A 15,245-nucleotide genomic window follows, 5' to 3' on the forward strand; every position below is an offset into this window, starting at 1 on the left:
GTTGCTTGCAGTATGATATCGGCCGAAACATCATTTTATCGGTTACTTTTTCAAACTATAGGTCACTCCTCGGGGGATTAACTTGACACTACCCACATACTGAAAAGTAAAATAACATCGATCTGGGAGCCTTTAAAAAATATAACAAAAAAACCGCTGTGTTTATCAGCGGTTTTATGTATCTCCAATATTTATGCGCGTGTTAGATGTCAATTAAAATGGAGGAGGAAAGGGGATTCGAACCCCTGCGCGGTTTGACCCGCCTGTCGGTTTTCAAGACCGATCCCTTCAGCCAGACTTGGGTATTCCTCCGCATCGACAAGAAATAATATACCACCTCTAAAAAAAGATGTCAACATATTTTATAAAAAAACCGAGCGGGTTTTCAGGCCCGCCCAAAAATGAAGAGATTATGGCTTAATGACTTCACGGTTGCCCATGTAAGGACGCAATACTTCCGGAATAATGACACTTCCGTCTGCCTGCTGGTAGTTTTCCAAAATGGCTGCCACCGTGCGGCCGATCGCAAGGCCAGAACCATTTAAGGTATGAACATGTTCCGGTTTGCCTTTAGCCTCGCGGCGGAAACGGATATTTGCACGTCTTGCCTGGAATCCTTCAAAATTACTGCAAGAAGAGATCTCCCTGTATGTGTTATAGCTTGGAATCCAAACTTCTAAATCATACTTTTTCGCAGCCGTGAATCCGAGGTCGCCAGTACACATGCTCATGACTCTGTATGGAAGCCCCAGCATCTGAAGTACCTTTTCTGCATGGCCTGTCAGCTTCTCCAGTTCATCATAAGACTCTTCCGGCTTCACAAACTTTACAAGTTCCACCTTGTTAAATTGATGCTGCCTGATTAATCCGCGTGTATCGCGTCCTGCAGATCCAGCCTCAGAACGGAAGCATGCACTGAATGCCGCATAATTAACCGGAAGCTCCTCGCCAGTCAGAATCTCTTCCCTATGCATATTTGTGACAGGTACTTCCGCCGTAGGAATTAAGAAATAATCTTCGCTTTCAATCAAGAATGCATCTTCTTCGAACTTCGGAAGCTGTCCCGTTCCTGTCATGCTTGCGCGGTTAACCATGTATGGAGGAAGCACCTCTTTATAGCCGTGCTCTTCCGTATGCAAATCAAGCATGAAATTGAATAAGGCACGTTCCAGGCGAGCGCCCAGACCTTTATAAAATACAAAGCGGCTGCCTGTTACTTTGCTTGCACGTTCAAAATCAAGCAGATCCAAATCTGTTGCAACATCCCAATGCGCTTTAGGTTCAAAATCAAATTCACGGACTTTTCCCCACTTGCGGATTTCCACATTGTCATCCTCTGTTTCGCCAACAGGCACGCTCTCATGTGGAATGTTCGGGATGCTTAGCAGCAATTGGTCCAATTCTTCCTCAACCGTTCGGAGCTCCTCATCCAGTGCTTTGATTTTATCGCCAACTTCCCTCATTTCAGCGATTAAGTGGTCTGCATCCTGCTTTTCGCGCTTTAATGCAGCTACCTGCTGGGATACTTCATTTCTTTTGCTCTTCAGCTGTTCAGCCTCAACGATTAACTCACGTCTTTTTACATCGGAATCTTCAAACTTTCCGAGGTCTGTTAAATCTTCTCCCCGGTGCTGAAGCTTGTTTTTCACTTCTTCGAAATTGGCTCTTAAATACTTAATGTCCAGCATTCTTTAAAACCTCCTAGTATAAAAAATGATTAAAACACAAAAAACTCCCGTCCCCAAAAAGGGACGAGAGTTACCCGCGTTGCCACCCTAGTTGAAAGCATAAGCTTTCCACCTTAAATTCATAACGGTTTTAACCGAAAGCATTTACTAATCTTAGCGGTAAAACTACTGCCAAGTGTTCCATGCCTTGCTCGAGGATGGATTCGCAGGGTTTATTCACCAGTTCTCACCAGCCACCGGCTCTCTTCAGAACAAATTCCTGTTACTAGTTCCTCTCATTGCTTTAGCTATAAGAATTTTTGTAATTCATAATGTACTACAATTATGTTCCTTTTGCAACCAAAATATTCAAAATTAAGATTGCTTATATTCTTTGATCATCTCAATGAAATATGCTGTAAGGCGGTGATCGTCTGTAAGCTCTGGATGGAATGAGCATCCAAGGAATCGGCCTTCACGGGCAGCCACAATGCGGTCATTATGTTTAGCGAGGATTTCTACATTTCCCCCTGCTTCAACAATATGCGGAGCACGAATAAAGACTGCTGCAAAATCCTCGGCTACTCCAGCGATATCAAGATCCGCTTCAAAGCTTTCTCTTTGGCGCCCAAAAGAATTTCTCTCAACCTGAACATCCATTACACCAATATGCGGTTCTTCATAACCAATTACGTTACTTGATAGAAGGATCAAGCCTGCACAGGTTCCGAACATCGGCTTGCCTGAACGTGCAAATTCCTTAAGACTATCCATAAAATCATATTTATCAATCAGGCGGCGCATTGTTGTACTTTCACCGCCAGGCAATATAAGCCCGTCCACCTCTTCAAGCTGCTCTTTGCGCTTAATGACTACGGCTTCTGCACCGCATTCCTCGATAGAGCGCACATGCTCTCTTACAGCACCCTGCAGCCCTAAAACTCCAACCTTTATCATACCTATTCTCCTTACCAGCCGCGCTCCTGCATACGAGCCTCAGGAGCCAATGAAGCAATTTCGATTCCCTTCATTGGTGTGCCAAGCTCTTTTGAAAGTTCAGCAATTAATTTATAGTCTTGATAATGTGTTGTTGCTTCCACAATAGCACGTGCAAACTTAGCCGGGTTCTCTGACTTGAAGATACCAGATCCGACAAATACACCGTCAGCTCCAAGTTCCATCATCAAAGCCGCATCTGCAGGTGTTGCCACACCGCCTGCTGCAAAGTTTACCACTGGAAGGCGTCCAAGGCTTCTGATTTCCAAAAGAAGCTCATATGGCGCTCCTAGAAGCTTAGCTTCAGTCATAAGTTCATCTTCATTCATGCCAACAACCTTGCGCACCTGTGCATTCACCTTGCGGATATGGCGAACAGCTTCGACAATATTTCCAGTTCCAGGTTCACCCTTTGTGCGAAGCATGGATGCACCTTCGCCAATACGGCGGGCAGCTTCGCCTAAATCACGGCAGCCGCAAACGAAAGGAACTGTATAATCTCTTTTGTTAAGATGGTATTCTTCATCAGCAGGAGTTAAAACTTCACTCTCATCTATGTAATCTACACCCATCGCTTCGAGCAAACGAGCTTCAACAATATGTCCGATACGTGCTTTAGCCATTACCGGGATTGAAACTGCGCCCATTACTTCTTCAACAATACGCGGGTCTGCCATGCGCGCCACGCCGCCTGCCGCACGGATATCAGAAGGAACACGTTCTAGTGCCATTACCGCTACTGCACCAGCTTCTTCTGCAATTTTTGCCTGCTCCGCGTTAACAACGTCCATAATGACGCCGCCCTTTTGCATTTCTGCCATTCCACGTTTAACTCGATCTGTACCTGTCTTCATGTTTATCCCCCTTCATAAATACCATCTGCTATTGATGGGTTAAATATTAAGATAAAAGTAATTTTTCAAAAAAAGGAAAATACATTCTTTTACTCGGAATTTTCCCTATTGAAAATATGCAATGAAAAAGGGCTCCTGTCAAGACAGGAAAGCCCTTTTCTTAAAACCAACCTTTTACAGTTGAGGAAACACTGCCCCAAACATCTCCAAAGAAACCGCCGATGCTCCGCATCGTAAGGACAAACCAGTTTGCTTTTTCAACATTTTCAGCAGCTACCACATCTACTTGAATATTGCCTTTTCCTTTATCAGACAAGAATTCCAGTTTTCCATCCTTGGCAGACTCAAGAGTTAAATAGCCAATTTTTTCTCCTTTTTTAATAGGAGCCGTTAATTCTCCATCTTCGTTCAATTTCTTTTTATCAAGGACAAGGACTGGTTTATAATTTTCTTTTTCACCATTTTTTACAACCATTTCAATCGGATCCTTGGATACGATCTTTACCTTATCTTCTTTTCCTTTTACTACAGGAACAGTTTTCTGTCCTTTTACCTGGTAGTTCTCAGGCACAATTTCTTGCTTCGCAAAGTTGCTGAATCCATAATCAAACATTTTCTTTGTTTCATCAAATCTTGATTTATATGTTGCCTGTCCATTCTCACCTTTGGCATTCATAACGACACTTATAAAACGGCTGCCATCTCTTAAAGCAGTACCAGTAAAGCAGTATCCGGCAAAATCAGTTGTACCCGTTTTAAGGCCATCTACGCCTTCATAGCCGAATACAAGCTCTGGTAGCATCCAATTCCAGTTGTCCATCTTAATTTCATCATCAGTACCCTCTCTGAACTTCTTTGTAGGCGTACTGGCTGTTTCCAATACTTCAGGGAATCTGTTAATTAATTCTTTAGCCAGCATAGCTGTAGCTCTTGCTGACATCACATTTTCTTCTTCAGGTCCGCCTGCAGGAGGAGTTCCTTTTAAATCACGGTTATTCAAACCTGTTGAGTTTACAAATTTATAATCTTTTAACCCAAGTTCTTCAGCTTTTTCATTCATCATTTTGACGAAATTTGTTTCTGAACCTGCAATCGTTTCTGCAATAGCTATCGTAGCGCCATTAGCAGAGTAGATTGTCATTGCTTCATATAACTCTCGGATATTGTATTTCCCGTCCCTGCGTAAAGGCACATTGGATAGTGCTCGATCTTGAGAAACCTTCCATACATATTCACTAACGGAATATTCCTGTTCCCATTTCACGCGGCCTTCTTCAACAGCCTCAAGGAGCAAGTATTCTGTCATGATCTTTGTCATACTGGCAATACCCAGTACTTTATCTGCATTTTTTTGATATAAAATCTTTCCGGTCTCTGCATCTACTAAAATAGCAGCATCAGCATTAATATTTAAAATATCTTCTGCATTCGCTTTATTTATACCAGGCAAAAGACTTAATAACATGACCAAGGCAAGGAATCCCGCAACAGACTTACGATAAAATGTTTTTTTCAATTTACTGCCCTCCAACGTTTTAATACACTTTTGTTATTTTATCATAACTCTTATTTAAAAAATAGATAGAGTAATTACCTATTCCTGCCTTATGGAAATGGCATGTTAGACCCACATTCTTTTATTAATATTTTCCTAGTTCCTTACCCCTAACCTTTCATCAAAAAAAAAACAGAAAAGGTTTCCCTTCTCTGCTTTCATACAGATTATAATGAGTAATTTGGCGCTTCCTTTGTAATCTGCACATCATGAGGATGGCTTTCCCTTAAGCCTGCACCTGTCATTTTAATAAATTGTGCATTTTCACGGAGATCCTTCAAATCCTTTGTCCCGCAATAGCCCATACCTGAACGAATTCCTCCGATAAGCTGGTAAATCGTCTCAGCAAGAGGCCCCTTATAAGCAATGCGTCCTTCAATTCCTTCTGGCACAAACTTTTTATTGTCTTCCTGGAAGTAACGGTCTTTTGAACCTTTTTCCATAGCTGCGACAGAGCCCATGCCTCTATATACCTTGAAGCGTCGCCCTTGGAATATTTCTGTTTCACCAGGGCTTTCAGATACTCCGGCAAGCAAGCTTCCGAGCATCACCGCATGGCCGCCTGCTGCCAAGGCCTTCACGATATCTCCTGAGTATTTAATGCCTCCATCAGCAATGATTGCTTTGCCATGCTTGCGCGCCTCAGTTGCACAGTCATAAACAGCTGTAATCTGTGGAACACCTACACCTGCAACAACACGTGTTGTACAAATAGAACCTGGTCCAATTCCTACCTTCACAATATCTGCACCTGCTTCAATCAAATCCCTTGTAGCTTCAGCGGTTGCAACATTTCCTGCAATGATGGCCAAATCAGGATATGTATTGCGAATTTCACGTACAGTATCCAGGACACCTTTTGAATGGCCGTGGGCTGTATCCACCACTATGACATCCACATGGGACTTAACAAGCATTTCAACCCGCTTCATTGTGTCGCCAGTAACTCCAACTGCTGCACCTGCCAGCAGGCGTCCGCGTTCATCCTTTGCAGAATGCGGGAACTCAATAACTTTTTCAATATCCTTAATTGTAATTAATCCTTTAAGAACTCCATCATTATCGACAAGCGGCAATTTTTCAATTTTATGCTTTTGAAGTATTTTTTCTGCTTCGTCTAATGTTGTTCCAACAGAAGCAGTCACAAGGTTTTCTTTCGTCATCACATCTGAAATTTTAATCGAATAGTCCTGAATAAAGCGGAGGTCACGATTTGTCAAAATGCCAACAAGTTTTTGTTCCTCAGTGTTGTTTACAATTGGAACACCGGAAATCCGGTATTTCCCCATCAAATGCTCTGCGTCAAATACTTGTTGTTCTGGAGTGAGGAAAAATGGGTCTGTAATAACGCCGCTTTCGGATCGCTTTACTTTATCTACTTGATCCGCCTGCTGTTCAATGGACATATTCTTATGGATAATTCCCAGGCCGCCCTGGCGTGCCATTGAAATGGCCATTTCTGCTTCTGTAACAGTATCCATCCCGGCACTGATTATCGGGATATTGAGTGAAATCTTTTCAGTCAAGTTCACCTTCAGGCTAACATCGCGCGGCAATACCTCTGATTTCGATGGAACAAGCAATACATCATCAAAAGTTAAACCTTCTTTTACAAACTTAGTTTCCCACATCTTTTTTGACCTCCTGGACTCAAAAATATTATTAGTAGGTTATCAATTGGACAAAATACTGTCAAGAACAGATTAATATGTTGGATTTTTCTAAAGATTCGGAGGTTTTACTATGATACATCCTTATGACCATAAAAACTCCTTTTTATATTTTTTTTCAGCCAGCACTTCACAGGAATTTTTAAAAAACTGTTATCAAAAGCTTAACCTGGAACAGGCTGAACAGAAAAGTTACGAAAACAGCTATCCTTTTATATACTACCTTGAACATGGACAAGTATACTATGAGCAGGCAGAGAAGGCACCTTTAATCATCAAGCCGATTCTCTTTTTTTATGGCCTTGTCCATTTGGTAAAGGCCTGCATTTTGACGGTCGATCCTAATTACCCTGAAACAACTTCTGTTCTGGCTCATGGTGTTTCAACACGAAAAAGAAAAAAGCAGCAATATAACTTTTTTCAGGATGAAGTGAAATTTCAAAAAAGCGGACTCTTTCCGTATATGGGAGAAAAAATGTTTCACATGAAACATTTGGAAGGCGAAAAAGCAACGATGGGGGAACTATTCAGCCAAATACCCGAACTAAATTATTTATACAGCCAGACTGAAGGAAGAAATACTTTTCTTGAAGTGGAGCAGATGAAGGATTTATTTAGAATGCCCAAAAAGATTTTGGATTGTTTCCATATGACCGAATCCCGATTTGTAGAATACCTGCAATCAAAATCGGACTCTAAAATTGGCTTACAGGAATCTGAGGATTCAGCATTGAACTTTTTTATGAAAGATATTAATACATATAATTATACGCCATTAAGATATAGCCCAGAGAATAATAAGTTCTACTTCCCCCTGACCAAGGAAGGACTTATTGATTATCCAGAACTGCTGATCCATTACTTACTGCTTTACAACTTAAGCATGATCGCCCGCTATGAGACTGAATGGTGGAGCGAGCTAATTAAAATGATGCCAAATAAAGACTACCCATTTATCCAATCTTTTCTTCAAATTACAGCTAAAAAGGGACCGTTTTTGATTTATCAGTATTTGGTTGGAAAAAAATAAGAAGGAATTATATATTTTTTATTATTTCCAAATAACTAAATACCTCTTTTATTTGGCTTTGTAAAAGTGCCTGTTGATTTTCGCTACAGGAGCAGCGAACCGCTGGCGTACCGACACTCCTCAAGCATTAAGCCTGAGGGAGGGGGCTTCCTTTGACTAGCTGCTCCCGCCAGACGTTGCATCTGCATTCTCGAATGAATACCACACGAAGAATTGCTAATGCATTTGGGAGGATTTCGCTCCTTCCACTCCAATCAACAGGGTGCAAATATCAATAATGAGCTTAAACAGAGCCTTTTATTTAAGGTGCCATCATTTTGAGGGATCTGTTTGGTCTGGAATAATTGATAAAAAAAAGTTATTCATTGTATAGATAATTCAAACAGACTATAACATTATACATTTTTAATTGATAGGGTTGGATGCAGCCTCAAAAGGCGCCATAGAGCCAACTGGCCGATATATTAAAAAAGTGACCGATAAAAATGAAATCTGACCGATATATCAGAAAAGTGACTGATAAAATATGACTCTGACCGAAAAAACTAAGAAAGTGACCGCTATTTGCTATAAAACAAAGATGAGTGGCCAAAAAAATGTCTCCTTCAGAGAAATAACCGATATTTATAAGCTGAAAATAAATAAAAACACAAAAAAGAGCACCCATCAGGTGCTCTTTCATTTGCCCGGCAGCGTCCTACTCTCACAGGGGGACAGCCCCCAACTACCATCGGCGCTGAGAAGCTTAACTTCCGTGTTCGGTATGGGAACGGGTGTGACCTTCTCGCTATCGCCACCAGACTATTTGGTTTGAAGAAAGTTCATTCCTTCAAAACTAGATAATGCATGAAGAAGTGTTGCCGAGTATCACCAATAACTTGGTTAAGTCCTCGATCGATTAGTATCAGTCAGCTCCACATGTCGCCACGCTTCCACCTCTGACCTATCAACCTGATCATCTTTCAGGGATCTTACTAGCTTGACGCTATGGGAAATCTCATCTCGAGGGGGGCTTCATGCTTAGATGCTTTCAGCACTTATCCCTTCCGCACATAGCTACCCAGCGATGCCTTTGGCAAGACAACTGGTACACCAGCGGTGCGTCCATCCCGGTCCTCTCGTACTAAGGACAGCTCCTCTCAAATTTCCTGCGCCCACGACGGATAGGGACCGAACTGTCTCACGACGTTCTGAACCCAGCTCGCGTACCGCTTTAATGGGCGAACAGCCCAACCCTTGGGACCGACTACAGCCCCAGGATGCGATGAGCCGACATCGAGGTGCCAAACCTCCCCGTCGATGTGGACTCTTGGGGGAGATAAGCCTGTTATCCCCGGGGTAGCTTTTATCCGTTGAGCGATGGCCCTTCCATGCGGAACCACCGGATCACTAAGCCCGACTTTCGTCCCTGCTCGACTTGTAGGTCTCGCAGTCAAGCTCCCTTGTGCCTTTACACTCTGCGAATGATTTCCAACCATTCTGAGGGAACCTTTGGGCGCCTCCGTTACTTTTTAGGAGGCGACCGCCCCAGTCAAACTGCCCACCTGACACTGTCTCCCGCCCCGATAAGGGGCGCGGGTTAGAATTTCAATACAGCCAGGGTAGTATCCCACCGACGCCTCCACCGAAGCTGGCGCTCCGGTTTCTACGGCTCCTACCTATCCTGTACAAGCTGTACCAAAATTCAATATCAGGCTACAGTAAAGCTCCACGGGGTCTTTCCGTCCTGTCGCGGGTAACCTGCATCTTCACAGGTACTATAATTTCACCGAGTCTCTCGTTGAGACAGTGCCCAGATCGTTACGCCTTTCGTGCGGGTCGGAACTTACCCGACAAGGAATTTCGCTACCTTAGGACCGTTATAGTTACGGCCGCCGTTTACTGGGGCTTCGATTCAAAGCTTCGCTTGCGCTAACCTCTCCTCTTAACCTTCCAGCACCGGGCAGGCGTCAGCCCCTATACTTCGCCTTGCGGCTTCGCAGAGACCTGTGTTTTTGCTAAACAGTCGCCTGGGCCTATTCACTGCGGCTCATCAGGGCTATTCACCCTAATGAGCACCCCTTCTCCCGAAGTTACGGGGTCATTTTGCCGAGTTCCTTAACGAGAGTTCTCTCGCTCACCTTAGGATTCTCTCCTCGCCTACCTGTGTCGGTTTGCGGTACGGGCACCTTTTCCCTCGCTAGAGGCTTTTCTTGGCAGTGTGGAATCAGGAACTTCGGTACTAAATTTCCCTCGCCGTCACAGCTCAGCCTGTATGGTAACGGGATTTGCCTCGTTACCGGCCTAACTGCTTGGACGCGCATATCCAACAGCGCGCTTACCCTATCCTCCTGCGTCCCCCCATTGCTCAAACGGTAAAGAGGTGGTACAGGAATATCAACCTGTTGTCCATCGCCTACGCTTTTCAGCCTCGGCTTAGGTCCCGACTAACCCTGAGCGGACGAGCCTTCCTCAGGAAACCTTAGGCATTCGGTGGATGGGATTCTCACCCATCTTTCGCTACTCATACCGGCATTCTCACTTCTAAGCGCTCCACCAGTCCTTGCGGTCTAGCTTCAACGCCCTTAGAACGCTCTCCTACCACGGACACCTAATGGTGTCCATCCACAGCTTCGGTGATACGTTTAGCCCCGGTACATTTTCGGCGCGGAGTCACTCGACCAGTGAGCTATTACGCACTCTTTAAATGGTGGCTGCTTCTAAGCCAACATCCTGGTTGTCTAAGCAACTCCACATCCTTTTCCACTTAACGTATACTTTGGGACCTTAGCTGGTGGTCTGGGCTGTTTCCCTCTTGACTACGGATCTATCACTCGCAGTCTGACTCCCATGGATAAGTCTTTGGCATTCGGAGTTTGTCTGAATTCGGTAACCCGATGAGGGCCCCTAGTCCAAACAGTGCTCTACCTCCAAGACTCTTACTACATGAGGCTAGCCCTAAAGCTATTTCGGAGAGAACCAGCTATCTCCAAGTTCGATTGGAATTTCTCCGCTACCCACACCTCATCCCCGCACTTTTCAACGTGCGTGGGTTCGGGCCTCCATCCAGTGTTACCTGGACTTCACCCTGGACATGGGTACATCACCTGGTTTCGGGTCTACGACCACATACTCATTCGCCCTATTCAGACTCGCTTTCGCTGCGGCTCCGTCTTATCAACTTAACCTCGCATGTAATCGTAACTCGCCGGTTCATTCTACAAAAGGCACGCTATCACCCATTAACGGGCTCTAACTACTTGTAGGCACACGGTTTCAGGTTCTCTTTCACTCCCCTTCCGGGGTGCTTTTCACCTTTCCCTCACGGTACTGGTTCACTATCGGTCACTAGGGAGTATTTAGCCTTGGGAGATGGTCCTCCCTGCTTCCGACGGGATTTCTCGTGTCCCGCCGTACTCAGGATCCACTCTGGAGGGAACGAAGTTTCAACTACAGGGCTTTTACCTTCTCTGGCCGGCCTTTCCAGACCTGTTCATTTACCTCGTTCCTTTGTAACTCCGTGTAGAGTGTCCTACAACCCCAAGAGGCAAGCCTCTTGGTTTGGGCTAATCCCGTTTCGCTCGCCGCTACTCAGGGAATCGCGTTTGCTTTCTCTTCCTCCGGGTACTTAGATGTTTCAGTTCCCCGGGTCTGCCTTCCATACCCTATGTATTCAGGTAAAGATCCTATCCCATTACGGATAGGGGGTTTCCCCATTCGGAAATCTCCGGATCAAAGCTTACTTACAGCTCCCCGAAGCATATCGGAGTTAGTCCCGTCCTTCATCGGCTCCTAGTGCCAAGGCATTCACCGTGCGCCCTTTCTAACTTAACCTACTTCGGCCGCTGATCGACTGCGAATCTCTGCGTCAGCTCCGTCACTGTGCTCCTCACGTACTCTCGTACGCTCCGGTGCTCGTTCGGTCGCTTCCTTGATCTTCTTGCCGCTCATCGTCTTCATGGTTTGTGCTCTTACTTGGTTTTAAAAAACTTACATAAGAGAAAAAAACTAAGATGGCGATTACTCGGTTATTGCTTCTTCATTAACATTATCTAGTTTTCAAGGAACAAGGCTGCTACTTGAACAGCTTCATTGCTGCCTTGCGACAAGCTGAGGGATTACTTCCTCGAGCTACTGCGGCGCAGGAGCAAAAAAAATAATAACGAACGGATTCGTTATAGTTGGTGGAGCCTAGCGGGATCGAACCGCTGACCTCCTGCGTGCAAAGCAGGCGCTCTCCCAGCTGAGCTAAGGCCCCATTATGAGATGGTGGGCCTAAATGGACTCGAACCATCGACCTCACGCTTATCAGGCGTGCGCTCTAACCAGCTGAGCTATAGGCCCACATAATAGGTAAAAGTATTTAACTGTTGAGAGATTGGTCTCTCAAAACTAAACGAACAAAACACGTCACGTCTCAAGTAAATATCCTTAGAAAGGAGGTGATCCAGCCGCACCTTCCGATACGGCTACCTTGTTACGACTTCACCCCAATCATCTGTCCCACCTTAGGCGGCTGGCTCCAAAAGGTTACCCCACCGACTTCGGGTGTTACAAACTCTCGTGGTGTGACGGGCGGTGTGTACAAGGCCCGGGAACGTATTCACCGCGGCATGCTGATCCGCGATTACTAGCGATTCCGGCTTCATGCAGGCGAGTTGCAGCCTGCAATCCGAACTGAGAATGGTTTTATGGGATTCGCTTAACCTCGCGGTCTCGCAGCCCTTTGTACCATCCATTGTAGCACGTGTGTAGCCCAGGTCATAAGGGGCATGATGATTTGACGTCATCCCCACCTTCCTCCGGTTTGTCACCGGCAGTCACCTTAGAGTGCCCAACTGAATGCTGGCAACTAAGATCAAGGGTTGCGCTCGTTGCGGGACTTAACCCAACATCTCACGACACGAGCTGACGACAACCATGCACCACCTGTCATCCTGTCCCCCGAAGGGGAACGCCCTATCTCTAGGGTTGTCAGGAGATGTCAAGACCTGGTAAGGTTCTTCGCGTTGCTTCGAATTAAACCACATGCTCCACCGCTTGTGCGGGCCCCCGTCAATTCCTTTGAGTTTCAGCCTTGCGGCCGTACTCCCCAGGCGGAGTGCTTAATGCGTTTGCTGCAGCACTAAAGGGCGGAAACCCTCTAACACTTAGCACTCATCGTTTACGGCGTGGACTACCAGGGTATCTAATCCTGTTTGCTCCCCACGCTTTCGCGCCTCAGCGTCAGTTACAGACCAAAGAGTCGCCTTCGCCACTGGTGTTCCTCCACATCTCTACGCATTTCACCGCTACACGTGGAATTCCACTCTTCTCTTCTGCACTCAAGTTCCCCAGTTTCCAATGACCCTCCCCGGTTGAGCCGGGGGCTTTCACATCAGACTTAAGGAACCGCCTGCGCGCGCTTTACGCCCAATAATTCCGGACAACGCTTGCCACCTACGTATTACCGCGGCTGCTGGCACGTAGTTAGCCGTGGCTTTCTGGTTAGGTACCGTCAAGGTACCGGCAGTTACTCCGGTACTTGTTCTTCCCTAACAACAGAGTTTTACGATCCGAAAACCTTCATCACTCACGCGGCGTTGCTCCGTCAGACTTTCGTCCATTGCGGAAGATTCCCTACTGCTGCCTCCCGTAGGAGTCTGGGCCGTGTCTCAGTCCCAGTGTGGCCGATCACCCTCTCAGGTCGGCTACGCATCGTTGCCTTGGTGAGCCGTTACCTCACCAACTAGCTAATGCGCCGCGGGCCCATCTGTAAGTGATAGCCGAAACCATCTTTCAGCTTTCCCTCATGTGAGGGAAAGAGTTATCCGGTATTAGCTCCGGTTTCCCGAAGTTATCCCAGTCTTACAGGCAGGTTGCCCACGTGTTACTCACCCGTCCGCCGCTGACTTCAGGGAGCAAGCTCCCATCCGTCCGCTCGACTTGCATGTATTAGGCACGCCGCCAGCGTTCGTCCTGAGCCAGGATCAAACTCTCCATATAAGAGTTGATTAAGCTCATAAGTTGTCTTTTTAAAAAAGACTAAAGAATTAACGTTGACGTTTTTGTTCGTTCAGTTTTCAAAGATCAATCCGCCGCTCAGAAGCGACTTTATTAATATATCATTTCTGATATTCAATGTCAACAAGTTTTTATAAAAAGCTTATTGATGAAGTTGTTCATCTCTTGCTGACTTGAATTAGTATATCAGTCAGACATTCTATTTGCAAGTGTTTTTTAAAAGAAAGTTATTTAATCAGTAACCAATGATGAAATAAGTTCTTAATAAATAGGCTCTGTTAAAGCTTATTGTTGTTTTTAAGCACCCTGTTGAAATTTAACAGAGCCAATAAAAAAGATCTAATAAAAAATAGACCGCAAATAAACAGTCTATTTCAATACTTCGTCTATAAATAGCTGGCGGTTTTTTTCTAAATGAATAATCTCCCCAGTATCTTCTATTTTAACTAAAGGCCTTGTCGGTGATTTTTCTTCTATAAAGAGGATTTCAGCATTCTGTCCATCTGAAAGCTTAACCCGGCTGCCAATAGAAAATGTCATTATTCCGGATCCCAAGGCCTGAATGGATTGGATATCATATTTTCCAAAGCTATCCTGAAGAAGCATCTCAAGCACTTTGAAAGGGGATTGCTTTCGCCGGTAGAGCCTCTGAGAGGTCATAGCATGGAAGGCATCTGCTACGGCAATTATCTTTCCAGTTTGATTGATTTTACTGCCTTCTTCACCAAAAGGATAACCGCTGCCATCTAGCCGTTCATGATGCTGAAAAATGCCAATCTTCGTACTCTCCCTTAAGAGAGAAATATTTTGGACCATTTTAAAACTATGGGTGGAATGCCTTTTTATATCCTCAAATTCTTCAGAGCTTAACGAAGTATTCTTTTGCAGGATAACAGGATTTATTTTTGCCATGCCTGCATCAGCAAGACAGCCCCCAAGAGCCAATTGCAAAACTTCCCCTTTGTTAAAATTTAATTTCTTTCCTATAAATGCACTTATGATTCCAACTGCCACTGAATGCTGATACAAATAGCCTTCATTAGTGGATAAATGATGCAGGGAGAAAATTCCGGAAGGGTTCCTCTCCATTTTGTCAATGAGGGGGATCATTATATTTCTAATTTTTGCGATATCGATTGGCAATCCTGACTGCCAGGCGAGAAATTCCTTTTTATAATTTTGAACTCCTATTAAAAAAGTATCTAAAAAGTTTGAGTCATTTCCTTTTGTTTCCTGGGTACTCTGGACATCTTCAATTACTTCAGCAGGAATGAAAGGCATCCCATTCACTAATGTTTTTTCCACTACAGCCTCTCCAATTAAAAATATCTTCAAAATTTGAAGCAATTCTTTTGTAAGGACGGTCTTTTGGCTAATGATCGGACGATTGGTCATGCTAAAAACATCTTCTGATAAGATACAGCCCTCTTGCAATTCCTGAATATACACACGCACCGTTTCCACACTCCAAATATAATGAGTCTTTTATAC

General features: G+C 44.8%; 7 protein-coding genes, 3 tRNA genes, 3 rRNA genes and 1 other annotated feature. Of the genes, 1 reads left to right on the top strand and 12 read right to left on the bottom strand.

The window, feature by feature from the left end; translation table 11 throughout:
• Positions 1-219: 219 nt before the first annotated feature.
• The 6 genes from AC3ZVC_RS04555 to guaB all read right to left on the bottom strand — a co-directional run bounded on the left by AC3ZVC_RS04555 (position 220) and on the right by guaB (position 6,703).
• Positions 220-312, bottom strand: a tRNA-Ser gene (locus AC3ZVC_RS04555).
• Positions 313-410: 98 nt separating this feature from the next.
• Entirely contained in the window at positions 411-1,688 is a 1,278-nt protein-coding gene (gene serS, locus AC3ZVC_RS04560; protein ID WP_490066501.1) for a serine--tRNA ligase, read from the bottom strand.
• A gap of 56 nt (positions 1,689-1,744) precedes the next feature.
• Positions 1,745-1,976 (bottom strand) — a binding site (T-box leader).
• Positions 1,977-2,042: 66 nt separating this feature from the next.
• Positions 2,043-2,624: a pyridoxal 5'-phosphate synthase glutaminase subunit PdxT gene (pdxT, locus tag AC3ZVC_RS04565; protein ID WP_490066505.1), complete on the bottom strand. Its 582-nt coding sequence runs from the start codon at positions 2,622-2,624 to the stop codon at positions 2,043-2,045.
• Between the two features lie 11 nt (positions 2,625-2,635).
• Positions 2,636-3,517, bottom strand: a complete 882-nt coding sequence (gene pdxS, locus AC3ZVC_RS04570) for a pyridoxal 5'-phosphate synthase lyase subunit PdxS (RefSeq protein WP_110067933.1) — start codon at positions 3,515-3,517, stop codon at positions 2,636-2,638.
• A gap of 160 nt (positions 3,518-3,677) precedes the next feature.
• Positions 3,678-4,982, bottom strand: a complete 1,305-nt coding sequence (locus AC3ZVC_RS04575; protein WP_214729569.1) for a D-alanyl-D-alanine carboxypeptidase family protein — start codon at positions 4,980-4,982, stop codon at positions 3,678-3,680.
• 257 nt (positions 4,983-5,239) lie between these two features.
• Positions 5,240-6,703, bottom strand: coding sequence for an IMP dehydrogenase (gene guaB / locus AC3ZVC_RS04580; RefSeq protein ID WP_490066506.1), 1,464 nt, complete (start codon positions 6,701-6,703; stop codon positions 5,240-5,242).
• A 112-nt stretch (positions 6,704-6,815) separates the two neighbouring features.
• Here guaB and AC3ZVC_RS04585 point away from each other — a divergent pair, with 112 nt between their 5' ends.
• Positions 6,816-7,772: a YaaC family protein gene (locus AC3ZVC_RS04585; RefSeq protein WP_490066509.1), complete on the top strand. Its 957-nt coding sequence runs from the start codon at positions 6,816-6,818 to the stop codon at positions 7,770-7,772.
• Positions 7,773-8,456: 684 nt separating this feature from the next.
• Here the strand turns inward: AC3ZVC_RS04585 and rrf are convergent.
• The 6 genes from rrf to AC3ZVC_RS04615 all read right to left on the bottom strand — a co-directional run bounded on the left by rrf (position 8,457) and on the right by AC3ZVC_RS04615 (position 15,209).
• Positions 8,457-8,573 (bottom strand): 5S ribosomal RNA (gene rrf / locus AC3ZVC_RS04590).
• A gap of 77 nt (positions 8,574-8,650) precedes the next feature.
• Positions 8,651-11,585, bottom strand: a 23S ribosomal RNA gene (locus tag AC3ZVC_RS04595).
• 348 nt (positions 11,586-11,933) lie between these two features.
• Positions 11,934-12,009, bottom strand: a tRNA-Ala gene (locus tag AC3ZVC_RS04600).
• Between the two features lie 9 nt (positions 12,010-12,018).
• A tRNA-Ile gene (locus tag AC3ZVC_RS04605) sits at positions 12,019-12,095 on the bottom strand.
• 91 nt (positions 12,096-12,186) lie between these two features.
• Positions 12,187-13,736: ribosomal RNA gene (locus AC3ZVC_RS04610) — 16S ribosomal RNA — on the bottom strand.
• The 16S, 23S and 5S rRNA genes sit together here with 2 tRNA genes alongside, the layout of an rRNA operon.
• Before the next feature lie 387 nt (positions 13,737-14,123).
• A complete protein-coding gene (locus tag AC3ZVC_RS04615) occupies positions 14,124-15,209 on the bottom strand; it encodes an HD-GYP domain-containing protein (protein ID WP_490066512.1) in 1,086 nt (361 codons plus the stop codon).
• Positions 15,210-15,245 lie beyond the last annotated feature (36 nt).

This window comes from Cytobacillus sp. C11.1 (genome assembly GCF_058145115.1).